At 59.2% G+C, this 23,329-nt stretch carries 18 protein-coding genes, 1 tRNA gene and 1 pseudogene; 7 read left to right on the forward strand and 13 right to left on the reverse strand.

Annotated features, from left to right (window positions below):
* Positions 1 to 70 precede the first annotated feature (70 nt).
* Genes ccoP through ccoN form a run of 4 tightly spaced genes read right to left on the reverse strand, consistent with a single transcriptional unit; the run spans position 71 to position 3,236 of the window.
* Positions 71 to 991: a cytochrome-c oxidase, cbb3-type subunit III gene (ccoP, locus tag EV691_RS07645; protein ID WP_131302019.1), complete on the reverse strand. Its 921-nt coding sequence runs from the start codon at positions 989 to 991 to the stop codon at positions 71 to 73.
* Positions 992 to 996: 5 nt separating this feature from the next.
* A complete protein-coding gene (locus EV691_RS07650; RefSeq protein ID WP_131301821.1) occupies positions 997 to 1,182 on the reverse strand; it encodes a cbb3-type cytochrome oxidase subunit 3 in 186 nt (61 codons plus the stop codon).
* A 6-nt stretch (positions 1,183 to 1,188) separates the two neighbouring features.
* Positions 1,189 to 1,797, reverse strand: coding sequence for a cytochrome-c oxidase, cbb3-type subunit II (gene ccoO, locus EV691_RS07655; RefSeq protein ID WP_039804821.1), 609 nt, complete (start codon positions 1,795 to 1,797; stop codon positions 1,189 to 1,191).
* Positions 1,797 to 3,236: a cytochrome-c oxidase, cbb3-type subunit I gene (gene ccoN, locus EV691_RS07660; protein ID WP_131301818.1), complete on the reverse strand. Its 1,440-nt coding sequence runs from the start codon at positions 3,234 to 3,236 to the stop codon at positions 1,797 to 1,799. Before ccoN ends, ccoO begins: the two co-directional genes overlap by 1 nt.
* Before the next feature lie 371 nt (positions 3,237 to 3,607).
* Here ccoN and EV691_RS07665 point away from each other — a divergent pair, with 371 nt between their 5' ends.
* A complete protein-coding gene (locus EV691_RS07665) occupies positions 3,608 to 4,300 on the forward strand; it encodes an alpha/beta family hydrolase (RefSeq protein ID WP_242672651.1) in 693 nt (230 codons plus the stop codon).
* Between the two features lie 1,245 nt (positions 4,301 to 5,545).
* Here the strand turns inward: EV691_RS07665 and acnA are convergent.
* The gene (gene acnA / locus EV691_RS07670) at positions 5,546 to 8,233 is read right to left on the reverse strand and encodes an aconitate hydratase AcnA (protein ID WP_131301815.1); all 2,688 of its coding nucleotides are present in this window, start codon (positions 8,231 to 8,233) and stop codon (positions 5,546 to 5,548) included.
* A gap of 177 nt (positions 8,234 to 8,410) precedes the next feature.
* On the opposite strand from acnA, the gene rlmM reads away from it, so the two are divergent.
* From rlmM to EV691_RS07690, 4 genes are all read left to right on the forward strand, one after another.
* Positions 8,411 to 9,460, forward strand: a complete 1,050-nt coding sequence (gene rlmM / locus EV691_RS07675) for a 23S rRNA (cytidine(2498)-2'-O)-methyltransferase RlmM (protein ID WP_131301812.1) — start codon at positions 8,411 to 8,413, stop codon at positions 9,458 to 9,460.
* A gap of 63 nt (positions 9,461 to 9,523) precedes the next feature.
* Complete coding sequence (tusA, locus tag EV691_RS07680; protein ID WP_131301810.1) at positions 9,524 to 9,781, forward strand: sulfurtransferase TusA; 258 nt, start codon at positions 9,524 to 9,526, stop codon at positions 9,779 to 9,781.
* A 170-nt stretch (positions 9,782 to 9,951) separates the two neighbouring features.
* The gene (locus tag EV691_RS07685; protein WP_131301807.1) at positions 9,952 to 10,302 is read left to right on the forward strand and encodes a ComEA family DNA-binding protein; all 351 of its coding nucleotides are present in this window, start codon (positions 9,952 to 9,954) and stop codon (positions 10,300 to 10,302) included.
* 141 nt (positions 10,303 to 10,443) lie between these two features.
* A tRNA-Asn gene (locus EV691_RS07690) sits at positions 10,444 to 10,519 on the forward strand.
* 104 nt (positions 10,520 to 10,623) lie between these two features.
* On the opposite strand, the gene EV691_RS07695 is transcribed toward EV691_RS07690, so the two are convergent.
* Complete coding sequence (locus tag EV691_RS07695) at positions 10,624 to 11,820, reverse strand: amino acid aminotransferase (RefSeq protein WP_131301804.1); 1,197 nt, start codon at positions 11,818 to 11,820, stop codon at positions 10,624 to 10,626.
* Between the two features lie 261 nt (positions 11,821 to 12,081).
* On the opposite strand from EV691_RS07695, the gene uvrB reads away from it, so the two are divergent.
* Positions 12,082 to 14,091 (forward strand): excinuclease ABC subunit UvrB, encoded by a 2,010-nt coding sequence (uvrB, locus tag EV691_RS07700; RefSeq protein ID WP_131301801.1) that lies wholly within the window; start codon positions 12,082 to 12,084, stop codon positions 14,089 to 14,091.
* 156 nt (positions 14,092 to 14,247) lie between these two features.
* Entirely contained in the window at positions 14,248 to 15,729 is a 1,482-nt protein-coding gene (gene gltX, locus EV691_RS07705; protein ID WP_131301798.1) for a glutamate--tRNA ligase, read from the forward strand.
* Positions 15,730 to 15,808: 79 nt separating this feature from the next.
* Here gltX and EV691_RS07710 read toward each other — a convergent pair.
* The 7 genes and pseudogenes from EV691_RS07710 to EV691_RS23295 form a co-directional block, all read right to left on the reverse strand.
* Positions 15,809 to 16,414 (reverse strand): annotated as a pseudogene (locus EV691_RS07710) (IS630 family transposase); the annotation flags it as partial.
* Between the two features lie 97 nt (positions 16,415 to 16,511).
* Complete coding sequence (locus tag EV691_RS07715) at positions 16,512 to 17,822, reverse strand: TolC family outer membrane protein (protein WP_165494364.1); 1,311 nt, start codon at positions 17,820 to 17,822, stop codon at positions 16,512 to 16,514.
* Between the two features lie 70 nt (positions 17,823 to 17,892).
* Positions 17,893 to 19,140, reverse strand: coding sequence for a S8 family peptidase (locus EV691_RS07720; protein ID WP_131301789.1), 1,248 nt, complete (start codon positions 19,138 to 19,140; stop codon positions 17,893 to 17,895).
* Positions 19,137 to 20,477 carry an HlyD family type I secretion periplasmic adaptor subunit gene (locus tag EV691_RS07725; RefSeq protein WP_165496618.1) on the reverse strand — a complete coding sequence of 447 codons (1,341 nt, stop codon included), beginning with the start codon at positions 20,475 to 20,477 and terminating at the stop codon, positions 19,137 to 19,139. The genes EV691_RS07720 and EV691_RS07725 overlap by 4 nt, the downstream gene beginning before the upstream one ends.
* Positions 20,478 to 20,479: 2 nt before the next feature.
* Positions 20,480 to 22,594: a peptidase domain-containing ABC transporter gene (locus tag EV691_RS07730; protein WP_131301783.1), complete on the reverse strand. Its 2,115-nt coding sequence runs from the start codon at positions 22,592 to 22,594 to the stop codon at positions 20,480 to 20,482.
* A 57-nt stretch (positions 22,595 to 22,651) separates the two neighbouring features.
* Positions 22,652 to 22,906: a hypothetical protein gene (locus EV691_RS07735; protein WP_089167784.1), complete on the reverse strand. Its 255-nt coding sequence runs from the start codon at positions 22,904 to 22,906 to the stop codon at positions 22,652 to 22,654.
* 152 nt (positions 22,907 to 23,058) lie between these two features.
* Positions 23,059 to 23,329, reverse strand: a 271-nt coding sequence (locus EV691_RS23295) for a hypothetical protein (RefSeq protein WP_207901103.1), incomplete at its 5' end; no start/stop codon positions are given.

A 23,329-nucleotide genomic window follows, 5' to 3' on the forward strand; every position in this document is an offset into this window, starting at 1 on the left:
TTACCTTTTGGTAGATTGTAGACCTGGCGAGTCGAATGCAGGTGCGACCGCTGGTCGCGCCTGCAGGCGATCATTTCTCCGTGGCTTTGCTCGACAGGCTGTACACGTACGCGGCTACCAGGTGAGCCTTGTCGTTGCCGAGGAACTCCTTGTGGGATGGCATGTTGCCATTGCGTCCATGGCGCAGGGTCTGCTGAACCTGGGCGAAGCTGGAGCCATAGAGCCATACGCGGTCGGTCAGGTTGGGAGCGCCCATGGCCTGGACGCCTGTGCCCTCGGGGCCATGGCAGACCACGCAGTTGGTCTGGAAGATCTTCTGGCCGGCGGCCAGGTCGACCTCGACGCCTTCCGGGGCTTTCAGGCCGGCGAGACTGCGCACATAGGCGGCAGTGTTCTTGATCCCTTCCTCGCCAATCACGTCCTTCCAGGCCGGCATGGCTGCCTTGCGGCCTTCCATGATGCTGGTCTTGATGGTCTCCGGCTCGCCGCCGTACAGCCAGTCGTTGTCCGTCAGGTTGGGGAAGCCATAGGCACCCTTGGCGTCGGAGCCGTGGCATACGGAGCAGTTGGAGGCAAAGATGCGCCCGCCCATCTTCAGGGCCTGCTCTTGCTTGGCTGCTTCCTCGATCGGCATGGCGGCGTATTTCTGGAACAGCGGGCCGTATTGCTCGTCGGCCTTGGTCATTTCCTTCTGGTACTGGTTGACGCCGGTCCAGCCTTCTTCGTAGCCGGGCAGCACGCCCTTCCAGTTGCCCAGTCCCGGGTAGAGGATCAGATAGCCGACCGCGAAGATCACGGTGCCGAGGAACAGCCAGAACCACCACTTGGGCAGCGGATTGTCATACTCCTCGATCCCGTCGAAGGAATGCCCCATGGTCTGGTCGGTGCTGCCCTTGCGTTCGCCTTTGCGAGTCGCGAAAAGCAGCCAGGTAACGGCGACGATGGTCCCGAGGGTCAGCAGGGTGATGTACGAACTCCAGAATGAAGTCAATGAAGTCATTCGTTCTTGCTCCTAGAAGCTTTGTCGTCACGCTTCCTGGACTCGGGCTCATCGTCGAAGGGCAGGTTGGCGGCTTCGTCAAAGCTCTTTTTGCGTTTGCTGCTGAAGACCCAGATCAGCATTCCCACGAAGGCGATCAGCACCAGAGCGGTGCCCAGTCCGCGAAGAGTCCCGATATCCATGATGCGTTACCGTTTGGTTTTGATGGAGGTGCCGAGAACCTGGAGATAGGCCACCAAGGCGTCCATTTCGGTCTTGCCCTTGACCGACTCCCGGGCACCGGCGATGTCTTCGTCGGTGTAGGGCACGCCGAGGGTGCGCATGGCTTTCATCTTGTCGGCAGTGTTCTCGCCAGTCAGCTTGTGTTCGACCAGCCAGGGATAGGCAGGCATCTTCGATTCCGGCACCACGTTGCGCGGGTTGTACAGGTGCGCACGCTGCCAGTCGTCGGAGTAGCGGCCGCCTACGCGGGCCAGGTCGGGACCGGTACGCTTGGAGCCCCAGAGAAACGGGTGGTCCCAGACGCTCTCACCGGCAACCGAGTAGTGACCATAGCGCTCGGTTTCGGCACGGAACGGGCGAACCATCTGCGAGTGGCAGCTGACGCAGCCTTCCTTGATGTAGATGTCGCGCCCCTCCAGTTGCAGGGCGGTATAAGGCTTCATGCCCTCCACCGGCTCGTTGACGACGTCCTGGAAGAACAGCGGAACGATCTGGGTCAGGCCGCCGATACTGACGGCGGCGACCATGAACAGGCCCAGCAGGCCAATGTTCTTTTCGAGTACTTCGTGCTTCATTAGTGGGCAACCTCAACGATTCGGGCAGCGGCTTCGTATTCAGTCGACTTGGCGACGCGCACGGTACGCCAGGTGTTGTAGGCCATCAGCAGCATGCCGACGACGAAGAAGGCGCCGCCGATCATCCGCACGATGAAGCCGGGGTGGCTGGCTTCCAGTGCCTCGACAAAGGAGTAGGTCAGGGTGCCGTCCTGGTTCACGGCGCGCCACATCAGGCCCTGGGTGATGCCGTTGACCCACATGGAGGCGATGTACAGCACGGTGCCGATGGTGGCCAGCCAGAAGTGCGCGTTGATCAGGTTGACGCTGTGCATCTGCTCGCGGCCGAAGACCTTCGGAATCAGGTGGTACAACGAGCCGATGGACACCATGGCGACCCAGCCGAGGGCGCCGGCATGAACATGGCCGATGGTCCAGTCGGTGTAGTGGGACAGGGCGTTGACGGTCTTGATCGCCATCATCGGGCCTTCGAAGGTGGACATGCCGTAGAAGGCCAGGGAGACCACCAGGAAGCGCAGGATCGGGTCGTTGCGCAGTTTGTGCCAGGCCCCCGACAGGGTCATCATGCCGTTGATCATGCCGCCCCAGCTCGGAGCCAGCAGGATGACCGACATCACCATGCCGAGCGACTGTGCCCAGTCCGGCAGTGCGGTGTAGTGCAGGTGGTGCGGGCCGGCCCAGATGTAGAGGGTGATCAGCGCCCAGAAGTGGACGATGGAGAGACGGTAGGAGTAGACCGGGCGTTCGGCCTGCTTGGGCACGAAGTAGTACATCATGCCGAGGAAGCCGGTGGTCAGGAAGAAGCCCACGGCGTTGTGGCCGTACCACCACTGGACCATGGCATCGGTAGCGCCGGAGTAGAGGGAGTAGGACTTGAACCAGGAAACCGGCAGCTCCATGTTGTTGACGATGTGCAACATGGCGGTTACCAGGATGAACGCTCCGTAGAACCAGTTGCCTACATAGATGTGCTTGGTCTTGCGCTTGATGACGGTGCCGAAGAAAACGATCGCGTAGGTGACCCAGACCACGGCGATCAGGATGTCGATCGGCCATTCCAGCTCGGCGTATTCCTTGCTGCTGGTAATGCCCAGCGGAAGGGTAATCACGGCCAGCACGATCACGGCCTGCCAGCCCCAGAAGGTGAAGGCGGCCAGTTTGTCGGAGATCAGACGCGTGTGACAGGTGCGCTGCACCACGTAGTACGAGGTGGCGAACAGGGCGCAGCCGCCGAAGGCGAAGATTACCGCATTGGTATGCAGCGGTCGCAGGCGACCGAAGCTGGTCCACGGCAGGTTGAGGTTCAGTTCCGGCCACACCAGCTGTGCGGCAATGAGGACCCCAAGTGCCATTCCGATGACCCCCCAGATCACCGTCATGATGGCGAACTGGCGGACCACCTTATAGTTATAAGCAGTCTGACTCGATGCTGTGCTCATGCTTAAGGTTTCCACGGTTAATGGAGGTTTTTGAAGGCAAAAAACGGCGGTGGCTATGCTCGATGGGGCGAGCCATGGCAACGCACGAGCCGTCGTGATCTGCGTTTAAAGAGGCCCAGCAGCAAAAGACTCGACCCTGTTTGCGGGCAGGCCTGACCGATGGGGTCTCTTCAAGAAAGACGCCGGGTCAATACACCATTGTCTCAAAATTGTTTCGAAAAGTTTAGATACCGACGCTCCAATCAAGGGCGTTGGCGGTCCGTGGTGCGATATCGTATCGCGCGTTGAAGGGCGTCTGCGCCTCTTTGGCGGGCTATGTGTCATGTCCAAGCTTCATCGGGAAATATTAGGCGTTTTAAAACGGGGGAAGGATGGTGAATGGGCAAGTTGTCTGTATTGACGTAGATCAATGCCCGCAGGACGCCAATGGGATTGGACCATGGCTGTGGAGCGGTCCGTCGCCTGCCGCGGCGGATGCCTGTCTGATCCTGGCTCACGGCGCTGGAGCTCCGATGGACAGCGAGTTCATGACGGGCATGGCTGAACGCCTTGCTGTCCGCGGGGTCGCAGTGGTGCGCTTCGAATTTCCCTATATGGCCGCACGGCGGCGAGGGGCGGGCAGACGTCCTCCCGATCCACAGGACCGCCTGCTGGATTGCTGGCGTGAGACTTATTCACTATTGCGCCAGCGGATCTCCACACCTCTGGCGATCGGCGGCAAGTCCATGGGGGGGCGCATGGCAAGTCTGCTGGCAGACGAATTGGGGGCCGATGCGCTTGTCTGCCTGGGTTATCCCTTTCATCCTGCAGGCAAAACGGACAAGCCGAGAACGGCTCACCTGGCAGGGATCAGAACACCTGCCTTGATCGTTCAAGGGGAGCGTGACGCCATGGGCAAGCGGGGTACAGTGATGGGGTATTCCTTGTCTGCGGCGATATGCCTGCACTGGCTGGCCTCGGCTGATCATGATCTGAAACCCCTCAGGGCTTCTGGGTTCACCCATGAATATCATCTTGATATGGCGGCAGATACCGTTGCGAAGTTTTTACAGTCTCTTGGTTGACGTGGCCTGATATCTTTTTGATGGTATTTGGCATTGCCGTATTCAGCGATCATTGTCTCGTGATTATGGCAATTTACCATGAGTCATTATGGCTGTTTGCTATTGCTAGAGACTGGTTGGCCATTATTTTTAATTGGCTTATGGTTTCGCTTGGGTAACTTCATCGCTATGATTGGGTTTTTCTTGCACCCGAGCCGCTTTCAGTCGTACAGCTGTTGATTGTGGGTGAGCTAATTGCTGGCATTTTGATTGCGCGCCGATTGGTCTCGGAGTTGATAAAGATCGAACTGCAGCAGCGCCAGTGCTTAATATCGTATTGCCATGGCGATCATTGGCTATCTTGAACGGAAGGTCGGCCCTTGCAAGTGGAGGGATAGGCTTGAAATTGCGGCGGTACCCCTGAGTGCCTGTCATCTCCTGGGGTGTCGAGAGCGGACAGAGCCATGCATATACGAGCGTAACGCAAACTCATGCCTGTTGATGGGGTGGCGTTGAGCCAGTCCTGATAGGGATATGAATTTGACTATGTAATAGGGATATATATTCCTTTGGGGCAAGAGTGGCGCAAGGCTCGACAGTGTCTTGTTTCAGACTTGCGTACGACCACTGTTTTGGTTGCTAGTTGCAAAAAGAGGTTTTTCGAGGGTGTGTCATTTCTTGTCCGCTACTGGCCTTTGGCTATTTCACTTGGGCAATCCACTGTTGTGGCGGACAACTGCTCCTGTATGGGTTGGCTGGTGAGCACCTCTCGATACCGTAAGTGCAGGGCGCATCTTCCTCACTTCGGTAGCTGATAGTCTCTGCAGGGTGGTGAAGCGCTGTCTTCTCACCCGCGGGGTCGTCGGTCGAACGGATTCACTGCTGTCTTGGTTCAGTTAGGCGGCATGCAAAACGACACTCAGGAGGCGCTATGGATTGGCATTCAATTCCCAGGAAGAAGAGGGGGAATGGTGTAGTACTCGTTACGGGGCTGGCTTGCTGCTGGTTGCTGTTCAGTGCGGTGGCTGCAGAGGGGAAGCGCACGGTTGTGGCCGACACTCCTGTGAGGCAGCACGGGAGCCTCAAATATGTCAGTGTTGACCTGCCCGGCGCTGCCGGAGGTCGGCAATGGGCATCCGACCCGCAATGGAGCGTGCCGGCTTTTACCGATATCGCTAGACAGACGGTACAGAACCCCGAACAGGATGCTTTGGAGCCGGCACAGCAGCCGATCGCCCGTCTCAAGGAAGCACCCGTCTGGCGTTTCTAGGCGTGCGACTCGCCAATCAACTGCCGCAGCACATGCTGCAGGATGCCGCCGGCCTTGAAGTACTCGACTTCGTTGGCCGTGTCGATGCGGCATAGCACCGGAAAGCCGATTCGCGATCCATCCTGGCGCTCGACCTCCACTGTCAACGACTGGCGCGGTTTAAGTGGGCTCCCCGACAAGCCGCGAATGGACAATTTCTCCGTGCCGTTCAGGCCCAGGCTCTGGCGTGTCTGTCCCGCGCAGAACTGCAGCGCCAGTACGCCCATGCCGATCAGGTTGGAGCGGTGGATGCGCTCGAAACTTTCGGCGATCACCGCCTTCACGCCGAGCAGGCTGGTGCCCTTGGCCGCCCAGTCACGGCTGGAGCCGGTGCCGTATTCCTGGCCGGCGATCACCACCAGCGGCACGCCTTCGGTCTGATAGCGCATGGCTGCATCGTAGATCGACAGCTTTTCCCCGCCCGGTTGATGCAGGGTGTTGCCGCCTTCCTCACCAGCCAGCATCTCATTCTTGATGCGGATATTGGCGAAGGTGCCGCGCATCATCACTTCGTGATTGCCGCGCCGCGAGCCGTAGGAGTTGAAGTCGGCCGGCTGCACGCCGAGCTGTTGCAGGTAGAGGCCGGCCGGTGAGCTGGGTTTGATGCTGCCGGCCGGGGAAATATGGTCGGTGGTGATGGAGTCGCCGAACAGCGCCAGAATGCGCGCGCTTTCGATATCCTTGGGGGGCGCCGGAGGCTGGCCGATGTCTTCGAAGAAGGGTGGATTCCGCACATAGGTGGATTGGGCATCCCAGCGATAGGTATCGCCCTCGCCGACCGGAATGGCCTGCCAGGCGGCATCGCCGCTGAACACGTCAGCGTAGCGCCGTCGGAACATCTCGTTGTCGAGTTGGCCGACTGCTGCGGCGATTTCCTTGCTGCTCGGCCAGAGGTCCCGCAGATAAACCGGTTGGCCCTGGGCGTCGAAGCCGAGCGGTTCGCGGGTCAGATCGATGCGCGTGGTGCCTGCGAGGGCGAAGGCCACCACCAGAGGCGGCGAGGCCAGCCAGTTGGCCTTCACCTGCGGATGCACCCGGCCCTCGAAGTTGCGGTTGCCGGACAGGACCGAGGAAACGATCAGGTCGTTGTCGGCGATCGTCTGGCCGATGGCTTCCGGCAGCGGGCCGGAGTTGCCGATGCAGGTGGTGCAGCCGTAGCCGACCAGGTTGAAGCCGAGCTGGTCGAGATAGGGTGTGAGGCCGGCCTTCGCCAGGTAGTCGGTGACCACCTTAGAGCCCGGCGCCAGCGAGCTCTTCACCCAGGGCTGGCGCTCGAGGCCGCGCTCGACCGCCTTCTTCGCCAGCAGCCCGGCGGCCATCAGCACGCTGGGGTTGGAGGTGTTGGTGCAGGAGGTGATGGCGGCGATCACCACGTCGCCGTGATGCAGGCTGCAGCTGCCGTCGCCGACCGGAAAGGCCTTGTCGAGCTCGGCCTTGCGTCCGCCGAGGTCCAGCAGCAGGTCGAACTGGGCACCGATGTCCTCCAGGGCAACCCGATCCTGCGGGCGCTTGGGACCGGCCAGGGACGGGCGGACCGCGCCCAGGTCGAGCGCCAGGGTGGTGCTGAAGCAGGGTTCCGGTGCCCGAGCGTCGTGCCACAGGCCCTGGACCTTGCAGTAGGCCTCCACCAGGGCGATGCGCCGCTCGTCGCGGCCGCTCAGGCGCAGGTAGTCGAGGGTCGCCTGGTCGACCGGGAAGAAGCCGCAGGTGGCGCCGTATTCCGGAGCCATGTTGGCGATGGTGGCCCGGTCGGCCAGCGGCAGATTGTCCAGGCCGGGACCGTAGAACTCGACGAATCTGCCGACCACCCCGTGCTTGCGCAGTATCTGCGTGACGGTGAGCACCAGGTCGGTGGCGGTGACGCCTTCGTTCAGCTGGCCATTGAGACGGAAGCCGACCACCTCGGGAATCAGCATCGACACCGGCTGGCCGAGCATCGCCGCCTCCGCCTCGATGCCGCCGACGCCCCAGCCGAGCACGCCGAGGCCGTTGATCATGGTGGTGTGCGAGTCGGTGCCGACCAAGGTGTCCGGATAGGCCCAGAGCGCGCCGTCCTCCTCGCGGCTCCAGACCACCTGGGCCAGGTATTCCAGGTTGACCTGATGACAGATGCCAGTGCCCGGCGGCACCACGCGGAAGTTGGCGAAGGCCTGCTGGCCCCAGCGCAGGAAGGCATAGCGCTCGCCATTGCGCTCCATCTCCAGGGCGACGTTGTCGGCGAAGGCGCTCGGATCGGCGAAGCGATCGACCATCACCGAGTGGTCGATCACCAGATCGACCGGGGAAAGCGGATTGATCCGCTGCGGATCGGCGCCGGCCCGGGCCACGGCGTCGCGCATGGCGGCCAGGTCGACCACCGCAGGCACGCCGGTGAAGTCCTGCATCAGCACCCGCGCCGGGCGGAAGGCGATCTCCCGCTCGGAACTGCGCGTTTCGAGCCAGCCGGCCAATGCGGTGAGGTCGTCGGCGCGCACGCTGACGCCATCCTCCCAGCGCAACAGGTTCTCCAGCAGCACCTTGAGCGAAACCGGCAGACGGCTGATGTCGCCCAGGCTCTTCGCCGCCTCCGGCAGGCTGAAGTAATGGTAGGTCTGGCCGTCCACGTCCAGGCTGCGGCGGCAGTTCAGGCTATCCAGGGAAGGCATGGGGTTTCTCCGGGAGTGTTCGGCAGAGCAGGCTTCTTGATGGGACACTGTTCCAAGCTAGTTCCGCCCGCCGCGACTCGCCAGTCGAATGGACTGCCGGGCAGGCCCGCTGCCGTCGAATTGGCTATCATGCGCGGCCCTGAAGGCGATGGGATTTCTCGAGGAAAAATGCCGACCATGAACAGCCTGTTGTTGCATTGCCGTCCCGGTTTCGAAGGCGAGGTCTGCGCCGAGATCGGCGAACACGCCGGGCGCCTGGGCGTGGCCGGCTATGCCAGGGCCAGGCCGAACAGCGCCCATGCCGAGTTCGTCTGCAGCGAACCGGGCGGCGCCGAGCGACTGATGCACGGGCTGCGCTTCGCCGGGCTGATCTTTCCCCGCCAGTGGGCGCGCGGCGGTTTCGTCGAGCTGCCGGAGAGCGAGCGCATCGGCGTCCTGCTCGAGCGCCTGGCCGACTACCCGATCTGCGGCAGCCTCTGGCTGGAGGTGCTGGACAGCAACGAAGGCAAGGAGCTGTCGACCTTCTGCCGCAAGTTCGAGGTGCCGCTGCGCAAGGCGCTGCTCAAGGCTGGCCGGCTGCTGGATGATCAGCGCAAGCCGCGCCTGCTGCTGACCTTCAGGAGCGGCCGCGAGGTCTTCCTCGGCCTGGCCGAGGCGGACAACTCGGCCGCCTGGCCGATGGGCATCCCGCGCCTGAGGTTCCCCCGCGAGGCGCCCAGCCGTTCGACCCTCAAACTGGAGGAGGCCTGGCATCAGTTCATCCCGCGCGAGGCATGGGACCTGCGCCTGGCACCGGGAATGACCGCCGTGGACCTCGGCGCCGCACCCGGCGGCTGGACCTGGCAGCTGGTCAACCGGCACATGAAGGTGACCGCGGTGGACAACGGGCCGATGGCGCCGAGCCTGATGGATTCCGGGCTGGTCGGGCACGTCCGCGCCGATGGCTTCGTCTTCCGTCCGCGCCGGCCGGTCGACTGGATGGTCTGCGACATCGTCGAGAAGCCCGCCCGCACGGCCGCACTGATCGAGACCTGGCTCGGCGAGGGACTTTGTCGCGAGGCGGTGGTCAACCTCAAGCTGCCGATGAAGCAGCGTTATGCCGAAGTACGCCGCCTGCTCGAGCGCATCGGCGATGGCCTGGCCGCGCGTGGCGTGAAGGCGTCCATCGCCTGCCGGCAGCTCTACCACGACCGCGAGGAAGTGACCTGCCATCTGCGCCGGCTGTAGTCGCCGGGGTGACCCGGGCCGCTGCTTCGGCGACAATGCCCCACCGGTTTTCTGGAGTTAGCCATGTCCCAGCCCGATCCCGCCAGCCTGGCCGTCGACGCGATTCTCGATGCCACCGGCCTCAACTGTCCCGAGCCGGTGATGCTGTTGCACAACAAGGTCCGCGACCTGGCGGCCGGCGGTCTGCTCAAGGTGATCGCCACCGATCCCTCGACCCGTCGCGACATCCCCAAGTTCTGCATCTTCCTCGGTCATGAGTTGCTCGGGCAGCAGGACGAGGGCGGAACCTACCTGTACTGGATTCGCAAGAAGGCGGAATAGATGGCGTGTCGGCCGTGCCGGACCGTCTGCAAAAGCCGGGCATGAGTTTGCCGGTTCTGTGAGCCCGTTTTGGGTTCCGGAGAAGGGCAAATTGATCTCCCGTGGGTGCCCGTTATCGTGGCGATGCGTGGTCATGGAACCCCGCGCTTAACGACACAAGGAGTGCACCCATGCGCAAGAACCCGTTTTCCTCCCTCCTGTTTGCCCTGCTGGCCAGCGCCTCTGTCGCCGTCTCGGCAGCGGAAGCGCCCAAGGCCGAGATCGCCAAGCCGGCCGTGACCCAGCCCGTACAGCCTGCCCAGGCTGTCCAGGCGACGGCTACGGTCAAGGTCGATCTCAACACTGCCGATGCGGCAACGCTCGAGCGCGAGCTGCTGGGGATTGGCGCTACCAAGGCCCAGGCCATCATCGACTACCGGCAGGCCCATGGGCCGTTCGCCTCGGTGGACGAGCTGCTGGAGGTCAAGGGAATCGGCACTGCGACACTGGAAAAGAACCGCGCCCGCTTGAGCGTCAACTGATTCGGTGCTGCAGGGGAGGCCGGTCTTGCGACCGGCCTTTTGCGAAGGCAGGCGGTCGGGACGACTCGTCGCCGGGGGATGTCATTGATCTCCAGGGGGAGTTGACTTTCCTTTCACTATCAGTAGGATACGCACCGTTATTCCGCGATAGCTCAGTCGGTAGAGCAAGTGACTGTTAATCACTGGGTCCCTGGTTCGAGTCCAGGTCGCGGAGCCAGATCGAAAAAAGGCCTGATCGCAAGATCAGGCCTTTTTTGTTTTGTCCGCGTTTTGTTCTGCCTGGGGCGGCTCTCGCAGGGAGAGCCGCTCGGAGGCAGGAAGTCAGAGCACCTGGGCGATGGCCTGGGTGACGCTGGAGAGGTTGCGCTGGTTCAGGGCGGCGACGCAGATGCGGCCGGTGGCGACGGCATAGATGCCGAACTCGCTGCGCAGCCGCTCCACCTGCTCGGCGCTGAGGCCGGAGTAGGAGAACATGCCGCGCTGCTGGGCGACGAAGGCGAAGTCGCGCTTGGCGCCCTGGGTGGCCAGTTGCTCGACCATGGCCTGGCGCATGCTCTGAATGCGTCCGCGCATCTCGGCCAGTTCGGCTTCCCACAGGGCGCGCAGTTCCGGGCTGTTGAGCACGCTGGCAACCACGCTGGCGCCGTGGGTCGGCGGGTTCGAGTAGTTGGTGCGGATCACCCGCTTGACCTGCGACAGCACGCGCGCGGCTTCGTCCTTCGAGGCGGTGACGATGGACAGGGCGCCGACGCGCTCGCCGTAGAGGGAGAAGGACTTGGAGAAGGAGCTGGAGACGAAGAACTGCAGGCCCGATTCGGCGAACAGGCGCACCGCTGCGGCGTCCTCCTCGATACCGTCGCCGAAGCCCTGGTAGGCGATGTCGAGGAAGGGCACGTGGCCGCCTTCGCGGATCGCTTCCAGCACCTGCTTCCAGTCGTCGCCGGAGAGGTCGACGCCGGTCGGGTTGTGGCAGCAGGCATGCAGCAGCACGATGGAGCGGGCCGGCAGGGCCTTGATGTCTTCCAGCATGCCGGCGCGGTTCAGGCCGTGGCTGGCGGCGTCGTAGTAGCGGTAGCTCTGCACGCGGAAGCCGGCCGATTCGAACAGGGCGCGGTGGTTCTCCCAGCTCGGGTCGCTGATGGCGACCAGCGCATCCGGCAGCAGGCGCTTGAGGAAGTCGGCACCGACCTTCAGCGCGCCGGTGCCGCCCAGGGCCTGGGCGGTGACCACACGGCCGTCGGCAAGCAGCGCGGAGTCGTTGCCGAACAGCAGCTTCTGCACCGCCTGGTCGTAGGCGCCGATGCCTTCGATCGGCAGGTAGCCGCGCGGCGCATGGGCGGCGATGCGGGCCTTTTCGGCCTCCTCGACGGCGCGCAGCAGGGGAATTCGGCCTTCTTCGTTGTAGTAGACGCCGACGCCGAGGTTGACCTTGGTCGGACGGGTATCGGCATTGAATGCTTCGGTGAGGCCAAGGATCGGGTCACGCGGTGCCATTTCTACGGCAGAGAACAGGCTCATGGTCGAGGTGCTCGAAGAAGAAGAGGGTGAAGGGCAAGGCTACAACCCCCACGCAGGGGAAAGTGCCGTCGACCGGGGAGGGGCGGCGGTGCGCGCAGGGGAGTGCAGAATCGGGGCGCTAGTATAGCGGCCATGCCGGTCGCCTGCGATATGCTGTCAAGGGTTTTCTGTCAACCATTTGTCGAGGGCGGGGCCGCCGGCCGGGGCTCGCGCCGATCCTCCGGCAGCACTGTCCGCCCGCAACGCCGAGAGAGGTTTTCCATGTCCGAATTCCAGCTGGTGACCCGTTTCCAGCCCGCCGGCGATCAGCCCGAGGCGATCCGCCAGATGGTCGAGGGGCTGGAGGCCGGCCTGTCGCACCAGACCCTGCTGGGAGTGACCGGCTCCGGCAAGACCTTCAGCATCGCCAACGTCATCGCCCGGGTGCAGCGCCCGGCCCTGGTGCTGGCGCCCAACAAGACCCTGGCGGCGCAGCTCTACGGCGAATTCAAGAGCTTTTTCCCGAACAACGCGGTGGAGTACTTCGTCTCCTACTATGACTACTACCAGCCGGAAGCCTATGTGCCGTCCTCCGACACCTACATCGAGAAGGACGCCTCGATCAACGACCACATCGAGCAGATGCGCCTGTCGGCGACCAAGGCGCTGCTGGAGCGGCCGGATGCGATCATCGTCGCCACCGTCTCGTCGATCTACGGCCTGGGCGATCCGGCCAGCTACCTGAAGATGGTGCTGCACATCGACCGCGGCGACAAACTCGACCAGCGCGCCCTGCTGCGTCGCCTGGCCGAGCTGCAGTACACCCGCAACGACATGGACTTCGCCCGCGCCACCTTCCGCGTGCGCGGCGACGTGATCGACATCTATCCGGCCGAATCCGAACTGGAGGCGATCCGCATCGAGCTGTTCGACGACGAGGTGGAGAGCCTGTCGGCCTTCGACCCCTTGACCGGCGAGGTGATCCGCAAGCTGCCGCGCTTCACCTTCTATCCCAAGAGCCACTACGTCACCCCGCGCGAAACGCTGCTGGAGGCGCTGGAGCAGATCAAGGCCGAGCTCAAGGATCGCCTGGAGTACCTGCGCGAGCACGGCAAGCTGGTGGAGGCGCAGCGCCTGGAGCAGCGCACCCGCTTCGACCTGGAGATGATCCTCGAGCTGGGCTACTGCAACGGCATCGAGAACTACTCCCGCTACCTCTCCGGCCGCGCCCCGGGCGAGGCGCCGCCGACCCTTTACGACTACCTGCCGGACAACGCGCTGATGGTGATCGACGAATCCCACGTCACCGTCCCGCAGGTCGGCGCTATGTATAAGGGCGACCGATCGCGCAAGGAAACCCTGGTGGAATACGGCTTCCGCCTGCCCTCGGCGCTGGACAACCGGCCGATGCGCTTCGACGAGTGGGAGCGCATCAGCCCGCAGACCATCTTCGTCTCGGCGACACCCGGTCCCTACGAGGCCGAACACGCCGGACGGATCATCGAGCAGGTAGTGCGCCCCACCGGCCTGGTCGACCCCCAGCTCGAGGTGCGTCCGGCGACTACCCAGGTCGACGACCTGCTCTCCGAGATCCGCAAGCGTGTCGCCGCCGAGGAGCGCGTGCTGGTCACCACCCTGACCAAGCGCATGGCCGAGGACCTCACCGACTACCTGGGCGACCATGACGTGCGGGTGCGCTACCTGCACTCGGACATCGACACCGTCGAGCGCGTGGAGATCATCCGCGACCTGCGCAGCGGCGCCTTCGACGTGCTGGTCGGCATCAACCTGCTGCGCGAGGGCCTGGACATGCCCGAGGTGTCGCTGGTGGCGATCCTCGACGCGGACAAGGAAGGCTTCCTGCGCAGCGAGCGCTCGCTGATCCAGACCATCGGCCGCGCCGCGCGCAACCTCAACGGCAAGGCGATCCTCTATGCCGACAGCATCACCGGCTCGATGCAGCGCGCCATCGACGAGACCGAGCGGCGCCGGGCCAGGCAGATCGCCTTCAACGAGACCCACGGCATCGTGCCCAAGGGCGTCAAGAAGGACATCCAGGACATCCTCGAGGGGGCCGTGGTGCCCGGTGCGCGCAGTCGCAGGCGGGTGGCCCGGGCGGCCGAGGAGAGCGGCCAGTACGCCGCCGAGCTGCGTTCGCCGAGCGAGATCAACAAGCGCATCCGCCAGTTGGAGGAGAAGATGTACGCCCTGGCTCGCGACCTGGAGTTCGAGGCCGCGGCGCAGCTGCGCGACGAGATCCAGGCGCTGCGCGAAAAGCTGCTGCAGGTCTGATGCGGGCGTAGGGGATGTGAAACCCGCGGTAAATGTCGGGATGCCACCGGGAGGCGGCGGGTTTCGCCCGCCCTGCCAGGCTGGAGCCTCCGGCTGCGCGCCTGCTAACATTCGCGCCTTTCATCCTTCCGTTCGTCCCTTTTTCCGGGAGTCTGCATGACCACCGTCCGCACCCGCATTGCGCCGTCGCCGACCGGCGATCCGCACGTCGGCACCGCCTACATCGCCCTGTTCAACCTGTGCTTCGCCCGTCAGCACGGCGGCCAGTTCATCCTGCGCATCGAGGATACCGACCAACTGCGCTCGACCCGCGAGTCGGAGCAGCAGATCTACGACGCCCTGCGCTGGCTGGGCATCGAATGGGACGAGGGCCCGGACGTCGGCGGCCCGCACGGCCCGTACCGGCAGAGCGAGCGCGGCGCGATCTACAAGAAGTACTCGGACGAGCTGGTCTCCAAGGGCCATGCCTTCCCCTGCTTCTGCAGCGCCGAGCGGCTCGACGAAGTGCGCGCGCGGCAGATGGCCAACAAGGAAACCCCGCGCTACGACGGCCACTGCATGCACCTGGCGCCTGAAGAGGCGCAGCAGCGTATCGCCGCCGGCGAATCCCACGTGGTGCGCATGAAGGTACCGAGCGAAGGCGTCTGCACGGTGCCGGACCTGCTGCGCGGCGACGTCGAGATCCCCTGGGACCGCATGGACATGCAGGTGCTGATGAAGGCCGACAGCCTGCCCACCTACTTCCTCGCCAACGTGGTCGACGACCACCTGATGGGCATCACCCACGTGCTGCGCGGCGAGGAATGGCTGCCCTCGGCGCCCAAGCTGATCAAGCTCTACGAGTATTTCGGCTGGGAGCAGCCCAAGCTGGTGTACATGCCGCTGTTGCGCAATCCGGACAAGAGCAAGCTGTCCAAGCGCAAGAACCCCACCTCGATCACCTTCTACCAGCGCATGGGCTTTCTGCCCGAGGCGATGCTCAACTACCTGGGCCGCATGGGCTGGTCGATGCCCGACGAGCGCGAGAAGTTCACCCTGGACGAGATGATCGAGCACTTCGACATCCAGCGCGTGTCCCTCGGCGGGCCGATCTTCGACATGGAGAAGCTCTCCTGGCTGAACGGCCAGTGGCTGCGCGAGCTGTCGGTCGAGGCCTTCGCCGCCGAAGTGCACAAGTGGGCGTTCAACCCCGAATACCTGATGCAGATTGCTCCGCACGTGCAGGGCCGGGTGGAAACCTTCAGCCAGATCGCCCCGCTGGCCGGCTTCTTCTTCGCCGGCGGCGTGCCGCTGGACGCCAGGCTGTTCGAGCACAAGAAGCTTTCGCCCGACCAGGTCCGCCAGTTGCTGCAACTGATCCTCTGGAAGCTGGAAGCGCTGCGCCAGTGGAACAAGGACAACATCACCGCGATCATCCAGAAGACCAGCGAGCACCTCGGCTACAAACTGCGCGACGCCATGCCGTTGATCTTCCCGGCGATCACCGGCCACGCCAGCTCGGTGTCGGTGCTCGACGCCATGGAGATCCTCGGCGCCGACCTGACCCGCTTCCGCCTGCGCCAAGCCATCGAACTGCTCGGTGGAGTGTCGAAGAAGGAGAACAAGGAGTGGGAGAAGCTGCTGGGCGAGATCGCCTAAAGCTAATGTCACCTCAACGCTCAATGGACGGATAAAGCCGGCGCAGCTTGATCCGGGCATCCGGGGTAGTGAACTGTCAGTTGACCCGGGTGCCGAGGTGGTTGCGATGGCGCTGCCAGGCAGCCACTTCGGCACACACGGTTTCGATGCAGTCGATACGCCGTTTCAGACACTGGCCAATCAGCACCTGGAGTTCAATCTCGGCCATCTTCAGCCAACTGCCATGCCTGGGCGTGTAGACAAACTCGAAGCGTTCTCGCAGGGCCCGTGCCTCTTCAGGAGGGAATGCCTCGTACAGGGAACCGGCGCTGTGGGTGTTGAGGTTGTCCATGACCAGAGTGATGCGCTCGGCGTCGGAGTAAGCCTCGGCGATGGCCCGGACCATGCACCACCCGGCCAGCGGTTCGCAGGCCATGAACACATTGCAGCTGCCCCACCGCACATACTCGTAGTCCTCCCGGGCCGGCCGGCTGGGTTCGGCCTCGATGGGCGAGCGTACCTGGCCGATCAACTGCCGCGGCGTCTCGTCCATGCAGACCACGGGATGGGCCGGGTCATGGGGCGGCTGTAGACATCGAGCACCTGCTCCATGGCCGCCACGAGTTCCCCGCTGGCCTTCGGCGGGATTACCCAGCCAACCTCACGGCTTGAGTCCGTTTTTTAGCACCTGGCGCACCGTCTCATGGATCGCTTTCGGTTTGTCTATGCGTGGTGAATCTTTCAAAAAAATGCTGCCACTGACCATTAGTTTCGAATAGTGGCGGACGATTGTTTTGTATTTTTTAAAAACTGGTGTTGTTTACTGGAGCGTTTGAGTAGTCGGTATAGGCCCGGAGTTGCATTATGTCCTCATCGCTGAGAGTGCCTACCGATGCTTTCAGTTTCAGAGAAAAAATAATCGAATCATAAATTGTCTTGGCGCGCTCTCTGATGGATGAAGATAGCTGCTCTTGCGCGTTGAGAACGTCCACGGCGGTTCGTACGCCAACACCATAGCCAAGCTTGCTGGCCCGCAAGGACTCTTGACTGGATGTAACTGCCGAATAGAGAGTCTCGATTTTTTTTGCGCCAACCACTGTGTTTATGAAGCCTTCCCGTGCCTTTTCGATGGATTCTTTCCTGACATCATCCAGCTTCTGATGCGAGGCAGCCTGTGCATGCTTCGCTTCTCGTACCTTGGACTGGACATAGCCACCTTCAAATATGGGCACTGTCAGCAACAATCCAACATAAGAGTCGTTTGTACGCTGTCCCGGGCCTGTCTCCTCAAAGCTGGACATAGTGCCGGACTGGTCGTCCAAGTTGGCGCTGGCAGTGAACTCCAATCTTGGGTAATGACCTGCTTTATTGTAGTCAAGCTCGGCCGAGGCGATCTCCGTCGAAAAATTCTGAATTTGTACCTCAAGGTTGGAGGTGGCGGCCTGATCCAGCCAGGTTTTCAGGGTCGCTGGTTGTGGGGGTAGAAGCTTGATGGTGTTCCGTAGAGGTTGAATAAAATCCACCGGATCTCCAGTCAGGACCTCCAAGGCCTTGCGCTTCAGTTCAAGGTCGATTTCAGCCTGCATGACTTTTACAGAAACCAGTTCATATCTGGACTCTGCATCATAAACGTCATTGGCAGTGACTGTGCCGATTTCGAAGCTTTTCTTCGCCTGGTCCATGAATTCGAAAGTGGCCTTTTTCTGCGCTTCATAAGCCCTCAGACTGTCCTGGGCATAGAGCGCCTCAAAAAAGGCCTCGACTACTCGCAGTCGTAGTTCTTGTCGTGCAAGTTCCAGTTCAATCTCTGCCTGCAGGGCTTCCCGTTTTCCCTTGCGGAAAAGCGCCATTTTTTCAGCGTCGAACAGAGGTTGTAGCAGTTTTACTTCATAATGCTCCTGATAATAGTCGGCAGAATTTTCCGAGGTCTGCGAGTCGACTTTCTTTTTTTGGTAAACTTTTTCATACGATCCTCTAAGCTCGACCCTGGGAAGCAGCCCTGCGAAACCCTGGTCTTTCGCTTCGCGCTTGGATAAATATGTTTGAATGGCTTCTTGGTACTTGGATTCCTTTTCCAAGGACTTTTGATAGACGTCATAAACATCCATTGCCATTCCAAGCTCGGGCATCCATGTCAAGCCAACTGCGAGCAGTCCTAATAGATACCTGGCCACACATCCTCGCTCAATCGAAATATCCACAGGCAATTTTATTTTTCTCAGGCAGGGGCTTTGCTAGAGAGCAAATCCTGCTCTTCAGTTGAGTTGCAGTCAGTTTGGGCTCTGCCTGCAGGATTTTTGCGGCGAGGGCTGAAATCTTAGGTGCGGCAAAGCTTGTGCCGTGCAGCATTTTGCTGTTCCACATGAAGTCTCGTCCGAGCACGGGGTCGGCTTTGGCTGCAACATCAACATTGGTCCCGTAGTTGCTCTTGGTGGACACTTTGCCTGTTTCATTGACTGCTCCAACAATCAAAACATTGGGTAGCCTGAACGAGGCAGGGTAGTGAGGTGTTGCATCAATATTTTTGCCTTCATTTCCGGCGGCTATTACAAATAAGATTTCTGGAGCGGTTTCGATTGCTCGGGATATTATCGTCCATGGCTCCTTGGCTCGGGGATCGCTGCTGCCTATGGACATATTGGCGATCTTGATGCCTTTGCTCTGCAAGTCCTGTATTAGTAGCTGGAATCTTCTAGGGTCAACTCCTGGGAAGCTATATGGCACAAGGCTTATCGTTTCTTTGCCATTTTCCAGCAAGACGCTTGCCACTGATGTGCCATGGCGCAAAGGATCAAACGGCCCTCTCTTGATTGGGTCCACATCATATGGACGATCATCCATTTCCCTGAAGTCATATCCCAAGATATTGCCCTGAGCGTCTCTTGCTAGCGCTCGAGCAATCTCTGGAAGGAGATAGTTTACACCGGAGTCTACAAGGGCGACTTTGACGCCAAAATGGCTCGCGGAGTCGGGTACTGGTGGGTTTAAGTCTTCGCGATAGCCTGTCCTGTTGAGTCCTTTTCCTAGCCAGTGGATTCTTTCGGCTTTGCCAAAAGCGTCATATTCGATCTCACGACCTTCCAGTGCCAGGCAGTTGTTATCAAACTTAGCAGATACCGATGCTCTAACTCCCTTTTCCGTTTTTGTATAGAGCTCGTATAGTCGGGCACCCGAGCGGATATCTCGTTCGTACATTCTGATTAGATCGCCATTTCCCTGCTGGAGATTTACATAGCCAATCGAGTGTCCTCCTCCCAGGCGAAGTGCGCCTTTGGAGACTTCCTTTCCGGGCGGTTCCGATTGCATGCATTTGGCCGATACTGACCTTAGAAAATGTTCGTGCTCATTTTCTGTAGCCGCTGTCAGTGCTGTGCTTAGGCAGGCAGCCATTAACAGGAGATTGGTACGGCACATAGCTTTTTGACCGATCATGGCTCTCGCATTCCCTCGTTCACGACACGCATGACCGGAAACAACAAGTATTCAACTAGTCGGCGCTGGCCAACCTTGATATCTGCCTCCACGCTCATTCCGGGCATCAGGCGAAATGCTTCAGGCAGGTTCTTCAGTGCATTGTCGGTAATTTCTATTCGGGCAAGATAGAATTGCTCGGTCTCAGTCGATACGCTGGACACGTTGCTCTCGATATCCTTGTTGTTGCCTTTGCTGGACTCTGAGTCCTTGTCAAACGAGTCATAAGTTATCGAATCAAGCCGACCATGCAGAAAGCCATGCTTCTGAAAAGGGGCGCTGTCCAGCTTTATATCGACCGGCATGCCGGATGAGATAAAGGAAATGTCTGTGGCTGCAACACGCACATCCACAAGGCTGGGAGTTTTGGCAGGAATCAACTTCATTAGTACGTCAGTTGGGCTGACCATTGTGCCCACAGCCGTATCCGACATCTCCACAACTATGGCATCCTCGGGGGCAACAAGCACGACCGACGAATTTTCAAAGCTCGCCTTGGCTGCTTCTTGTCGGGCTTCGCGCAAGTTTCTTTCTGCCTGAATACGGCTATCCATTTTCTTGACACGCCATTCTTCTGCGTATCCTTCTCGCTCGGCTATAACCTTCTTCAGTTCATAGCGTGTTTTCATCAATTCTCCGCTGGTTTCGGAGTGCTGTGTTTGTGCTTTGATCCGGTCTTGAGTCGCCTTGTGCCAATTGAGGCGGGATCCGTAGTTCTCTTTATTGACCAGATCGTCCCACATTTTTTCTATGTCGGAGGCGATTTTCAGTTGCTCTTTGAGCATCGGTAGTCGAGAGGAGAGTTCCGCGGCTTTTTCACGCAGACCGGCTTCTTGCTCACGATACTTTTCTATCTTGAACTTGAATTCCCGCAGTTCTGCAGCAAGCATATCGGCGTGCGGACTGTTGCTTTCAGACACTTCCGTGGGTAAATTTTCACCCTTCAAGACAGCATCCAGGCGTCTAATCTCCTCCTGATAGCTATCGACTTTTTCCAGGAACTTATTGAGTTCCGATTCAGAAACGGTTGGATCTAAAGTTAGTACCGCAGCACCTTTTGTCACTCGATCGCCAACACTGACGTGAATCTGCTTTATCAGGGATTTTGTCGAAGGGCGAAGCACTATTCTCGGTTCTTGCAGGACTGTTTTCCCGCGTCCGGAAATGACTCGATCGACCTCAATCATTGAGACAAGTAGTATTCCGCCGAGAACGAGAGCGCCAAAGGTATAGAGCAGAAATGATCTTGGGCTTTTTTCAACCATGTTGATGCGGCTATCGGTCGCCTGCTTGTCCATATTTAATGCCGCCCCCATAAAGCACGATAGGCAACATTGTCACTTGTTAGGCGTTCATGTTTTCCAGAGGCAATCACTCTGCCATCATCGAGGAAGTAAACAATATCTGCCTGGTTTGCAACAAATTCTCGGTGGGTAAGAAAGATTGTTGTCCTTCCACGTCTGGCGTTGATGATGTTGGAAACGAGCATATGCTCCGTTGAAGGATCAAGGTCGCCAGTTACCTCATCAAGTATCAGGAGCGCAGGGTCTCGAACAAGCGCTCTTGCCAATGCCAATCGGCTTTTTTGGCCAGATGACAAGTTTGCGCCATCATCGCCGATAATCGTATCGTATCCTCGCGGAAGCGCTTGAATGGCATCATGGATACAGGCCATGCGAGCAGCATTCTGGATGCGGTCAAGCGTGATTTTTTTATCCCAGGATGCGATATTGGCTTGAACGCTTCCTCTGAATAGGCCTGTTTCGTGCGTTACGATTCCTATTTGCTGACGCATATGCTCAAGGTTCAGTTCGCGCAGGTCGCTCCCGTCCATGCAGATCAAGCCAACTTGTGGTGAGTTCAGGCCCAGCATGAGATTCGTCAGGGTTGTTTTTCCTGCTCCTGACTTTCCTACTACTGCAATAATCTCGCCTCTCGGAAATTTCGCATCAATCATCAGTTGGAATCTGGAGTCGCGTCCATAGCGGAAAAATACCTTTTTGAACTCCAGTGCACCTGTGATTTTCTTTCTCAGCTTTTCCTGGTTGTTCATCGGAGCAACTGGAACATTGCGGGAAATATCTTGCCAACGTTTTTGTATGTTCTTGAGTTCCCGCAGATCCCGCAGGAACATGGGAAGTTTGGCTAGAGGGCCAGTAAGGCGGCGCATCAGGATATTGCACGCAACCAAGGCTCCAACCGTCAGGCTCGACTGCATAACCATTGCTGCACCGACGGCGAGCATCAGGATGTTTCCCGATCGTTCGATGAAGGCGGTTCCTGAGCGAACGAATGCTTCACTGTCATCCTTTGCCTGGCGAGCGTTTTCTGCAGACGTAATGCTTTCACAGTACTCTGTGGTCCTGTTTCCCATGAGGCCAAGCATTTTTATGGCATGAAGATGCGTCAAGCTCTCGATGAGAAGGGACTCTTTTCTTTCTAGGTTGTCCTGACTTTCTTTGCCTTTTTTATCGACTTTTTCGCCGCAATAAAAAGCGAACCCAATCTGGAACAGGCACGTTGCTATGGCAACACATGTCAAAATCCAGTTTATCCACAGTAATACTGCAAGAAATATAAAGGCAAATACATATTCAACCGAAGCGATGGATATATGGCGAAGTAGCCTTACTAATCTTTCGGATTGTCTGTTATCATGTATCCATGCTCCGATGGAGCGACTTTCATATATCTCGGAGGGGATCGCTGTGGTATGACTAAATGTCGCGGCAGATGCATCTCTGCCGACGGACTTCGTCATCCTGTTCATGAAAACTGTTCTGATGTACTCAAAAGTGCCTTCAAAAGCGATCAGGAATATCGCGCCAACTACTAGTGCAGTTAAGGTGGACCAGGCGCGGTACGAGACTACCTTGTCAAGGATCAGCATGAAGAAGAATGGACTTGCCAGCGATAGCAGGCTGACCATAAAGCCGGAAAATAATACAGGACTCAGTAGGTGCTGATATTCCCGAAACGCCCTTGTGAGATCGCTGAACGTATGCGTGGAGGGTTTGGCATTATTATCTATCGATTGCGCTTCGTGTAGCAGAACCCCAAGACCTGTCCATTGTGACATGAATTGGTTTTTTGTTACATTTATACTCCCGTCTCTTGCCAGTGGGTCAAAAAGATCGACGTGAGCAATTTCTCCATTTTCATATTCGAAGCCAAGTGGAACTACCCAGTTGCCATTTGCCAGTTGGGCAAGAGCCTTTTCGCCTGAACTGATGAGTTCGGAGAGTTTTTCGAACTCCATGTTGTCGAGGGATGCACTCAGTCCATCGACAGAGAATGATCGCGCACTATCCACTGCTATTACTGCAGAGGACAAATCATTAACCAACTGTTCATCAAAGCCTTTGGTAGGAAAAATAAAGGCCAAACAGTCTTGCAAAGATTTATTGTCTGTCAACCCTTGAGTTCCTGCGTAAAAAAAGGGGGCCCGGGCCCCCAGAAAATTTCAGGTCAATCAGTTGAAGTTTGGAGAACCCAGTTGCTTGGCATCCCGGGTTTTCAGGACTCCGTCCTTGAGCAATTTGTCAATCAGGCCCTGCAGGGAGGGCATGCTGTTTGCAAAGCCTTCAATCGGAATGTTCAGGGAAAGCGTTTGCGTCAGTTCTGGCTTGGCATCCTTCGAGGCCTTGCGTTGAACGCCAAATACAATCCTGACGACCCCTGCTCCGACTGAAACTTCACTTACAGCATCAACAAAAAGATGTTCCATCGATTTATCCTTCATGTCTGAAATAACCAGCGCTTAAATATTCCAGCATGATCCGATCGGTCATGCTGGAGCATTTATTCAGTAGGCAGCCTCGATGGTCACTCATGGAGTTGCGTCCATGAGTGACCTGCTGCAATGTAGTAATTTTCTATTTATGCGTTGGAAACATCCGCCTCATAGTATCCATAACCAAAGTCGTCGGAGTCGGTATAGCTAGAGTTGTAGCCGTAGCCGTACTCGTTGCCCAGGCCGGACCAGGACTCGCCATAGACGCTGCTCAGGTACTGGCCGGACTCGCTGTCGTAGTAGCTGTAGACCGAGACGTATTCGTCGTAGTACGAGCTGCCGTAACCGTCGTAGACGGCGTCGATGTAGTAGTAGCCGTAGTTGCCGGTCTCGTTGTAGCTGTACCAGTACTGGCCG

This window comes from Azotobacter chroococcum (genome assembly GCF_004339665.1).
GTDB classification, from domain to species: domain Bacteria; phylum Pseudomonadota; class Gammaproteobacteria; order Pseudomonadales; family Pseudomonadaceae; genus Azotobacter; species Azotobacter chroococcum.

What these genes read in the sequence shown, in the direction of transcription:
- rlmM (WP_131301812.1), top strand. Translation starts at nt 8,411, where the DNA reads ATGAACAGCCTGTTGTTGCATTGCCGTCCCGGTTTCGAAGGCGAGGTC.
- gltX (WP_131301798.1), top strand. Translation starts at nt 14,248, where the DNA reads ATGACCACCGTCCGCACCCGCATTGCGCCGTCGCCGACCGGCGATCCG.
- EV691_RS07735 (WP_089167784.1), bottom strand. Translation starts at nt 22,906, where the DNA reads ATGGAACATCTTTTTGTTGATGCTGTAAGTGAAGTTTCAGTCGGAGCA.
- EV691_RS07720 (WP_131301789.1), bottom strand. Translation starts at nt 19,140, where the DNA reads ATGATCGGTCAAAAAGCTATGTGCCGTACCAATCTCCTGTTAATGGCT.
- ccoN (WP_131301818.1), bottom strand. Translation starts at nt 3,236, where the DNA reads ATGAGCACAGCATCGAGTCAGACTGCTTATAACTATAAGGTGGTCCGC.
- EV691_RS07695 (WP_131301804.1), bottom strand. Translation starts at nt 11,820, where the DNA reads ATGAGCCTGTTCTCTGCCGTAGAAATGGCACCGCGTGACCCGATCCTT.
- tusA (WP_131301810.1), top strand. Translation starts at nt 9,524, where the DNA reads ATGTCCCAGCCCGATCCCGCCAGCCTGGCCGTCGACGCGATTCTCGAT.
- ccoO (WP_039804821.1), bottom strand. Translation starts at nt 1,797, where the DNA reads ATGAAGCACGAAGTACTCGAAAAGAACATTGGCCTGCTGGGCCTGTTC.
- EV691_RS07725 (WP_165496618.1), bottom strand. Translation starts at nt 20,477, where the DNA reads ATGGACAAGCAGGCGACCGATAGCCGCATCAACATGGTTGAAAAAAGC.
- EV691_RS07650 (WP_131301821.1), bottom strand. Translation starts at nt 1,182, where the DNA reads ATGGATATCGGGACTCTTCGCGGACTGGGCACCGCTCTGGTGCTGATC.
- EV691_RS07685 (WP_131301807.1), top strand. Translation starts at nt 9,952, where the DNA reads ATGCGCAAGAACCCGTTTTCCTCCCTCCTGTTTGCCCTGCTGGCCAGC.
- EV691_RS07715 (WP_165494364.1), bottom strand. Translation starts at nt 17,822, where the DNA reads ATGGCAATGGATGTTTATGACGTCTATCAAAAGTCCTTGGAAAAGGAA.
- uvrB (WP_131301801.1), top strand. Translation starts at nt 12,082, where the DNA reads ATGTCCGAATTCCAGCTGGTGACCCGTTTCCAGCCCGCCGGCGATCAG.
- EV691_RS07665 (WP_242672651.1), top strand. Translation starts at nt 3,608, where the DNA reads ATGGTGAATGGGCAAGTTGTCTGTATTGACGTAGATCAATGCCCGCAG.
- acnA (WP_131301815.1), bottom strand. Translation starts at nt 8,233, where the DNA reads ATGCCTTCCCTGGATAGCCTGAACTGCCGCCGCAGCCTGGACGTGGAC.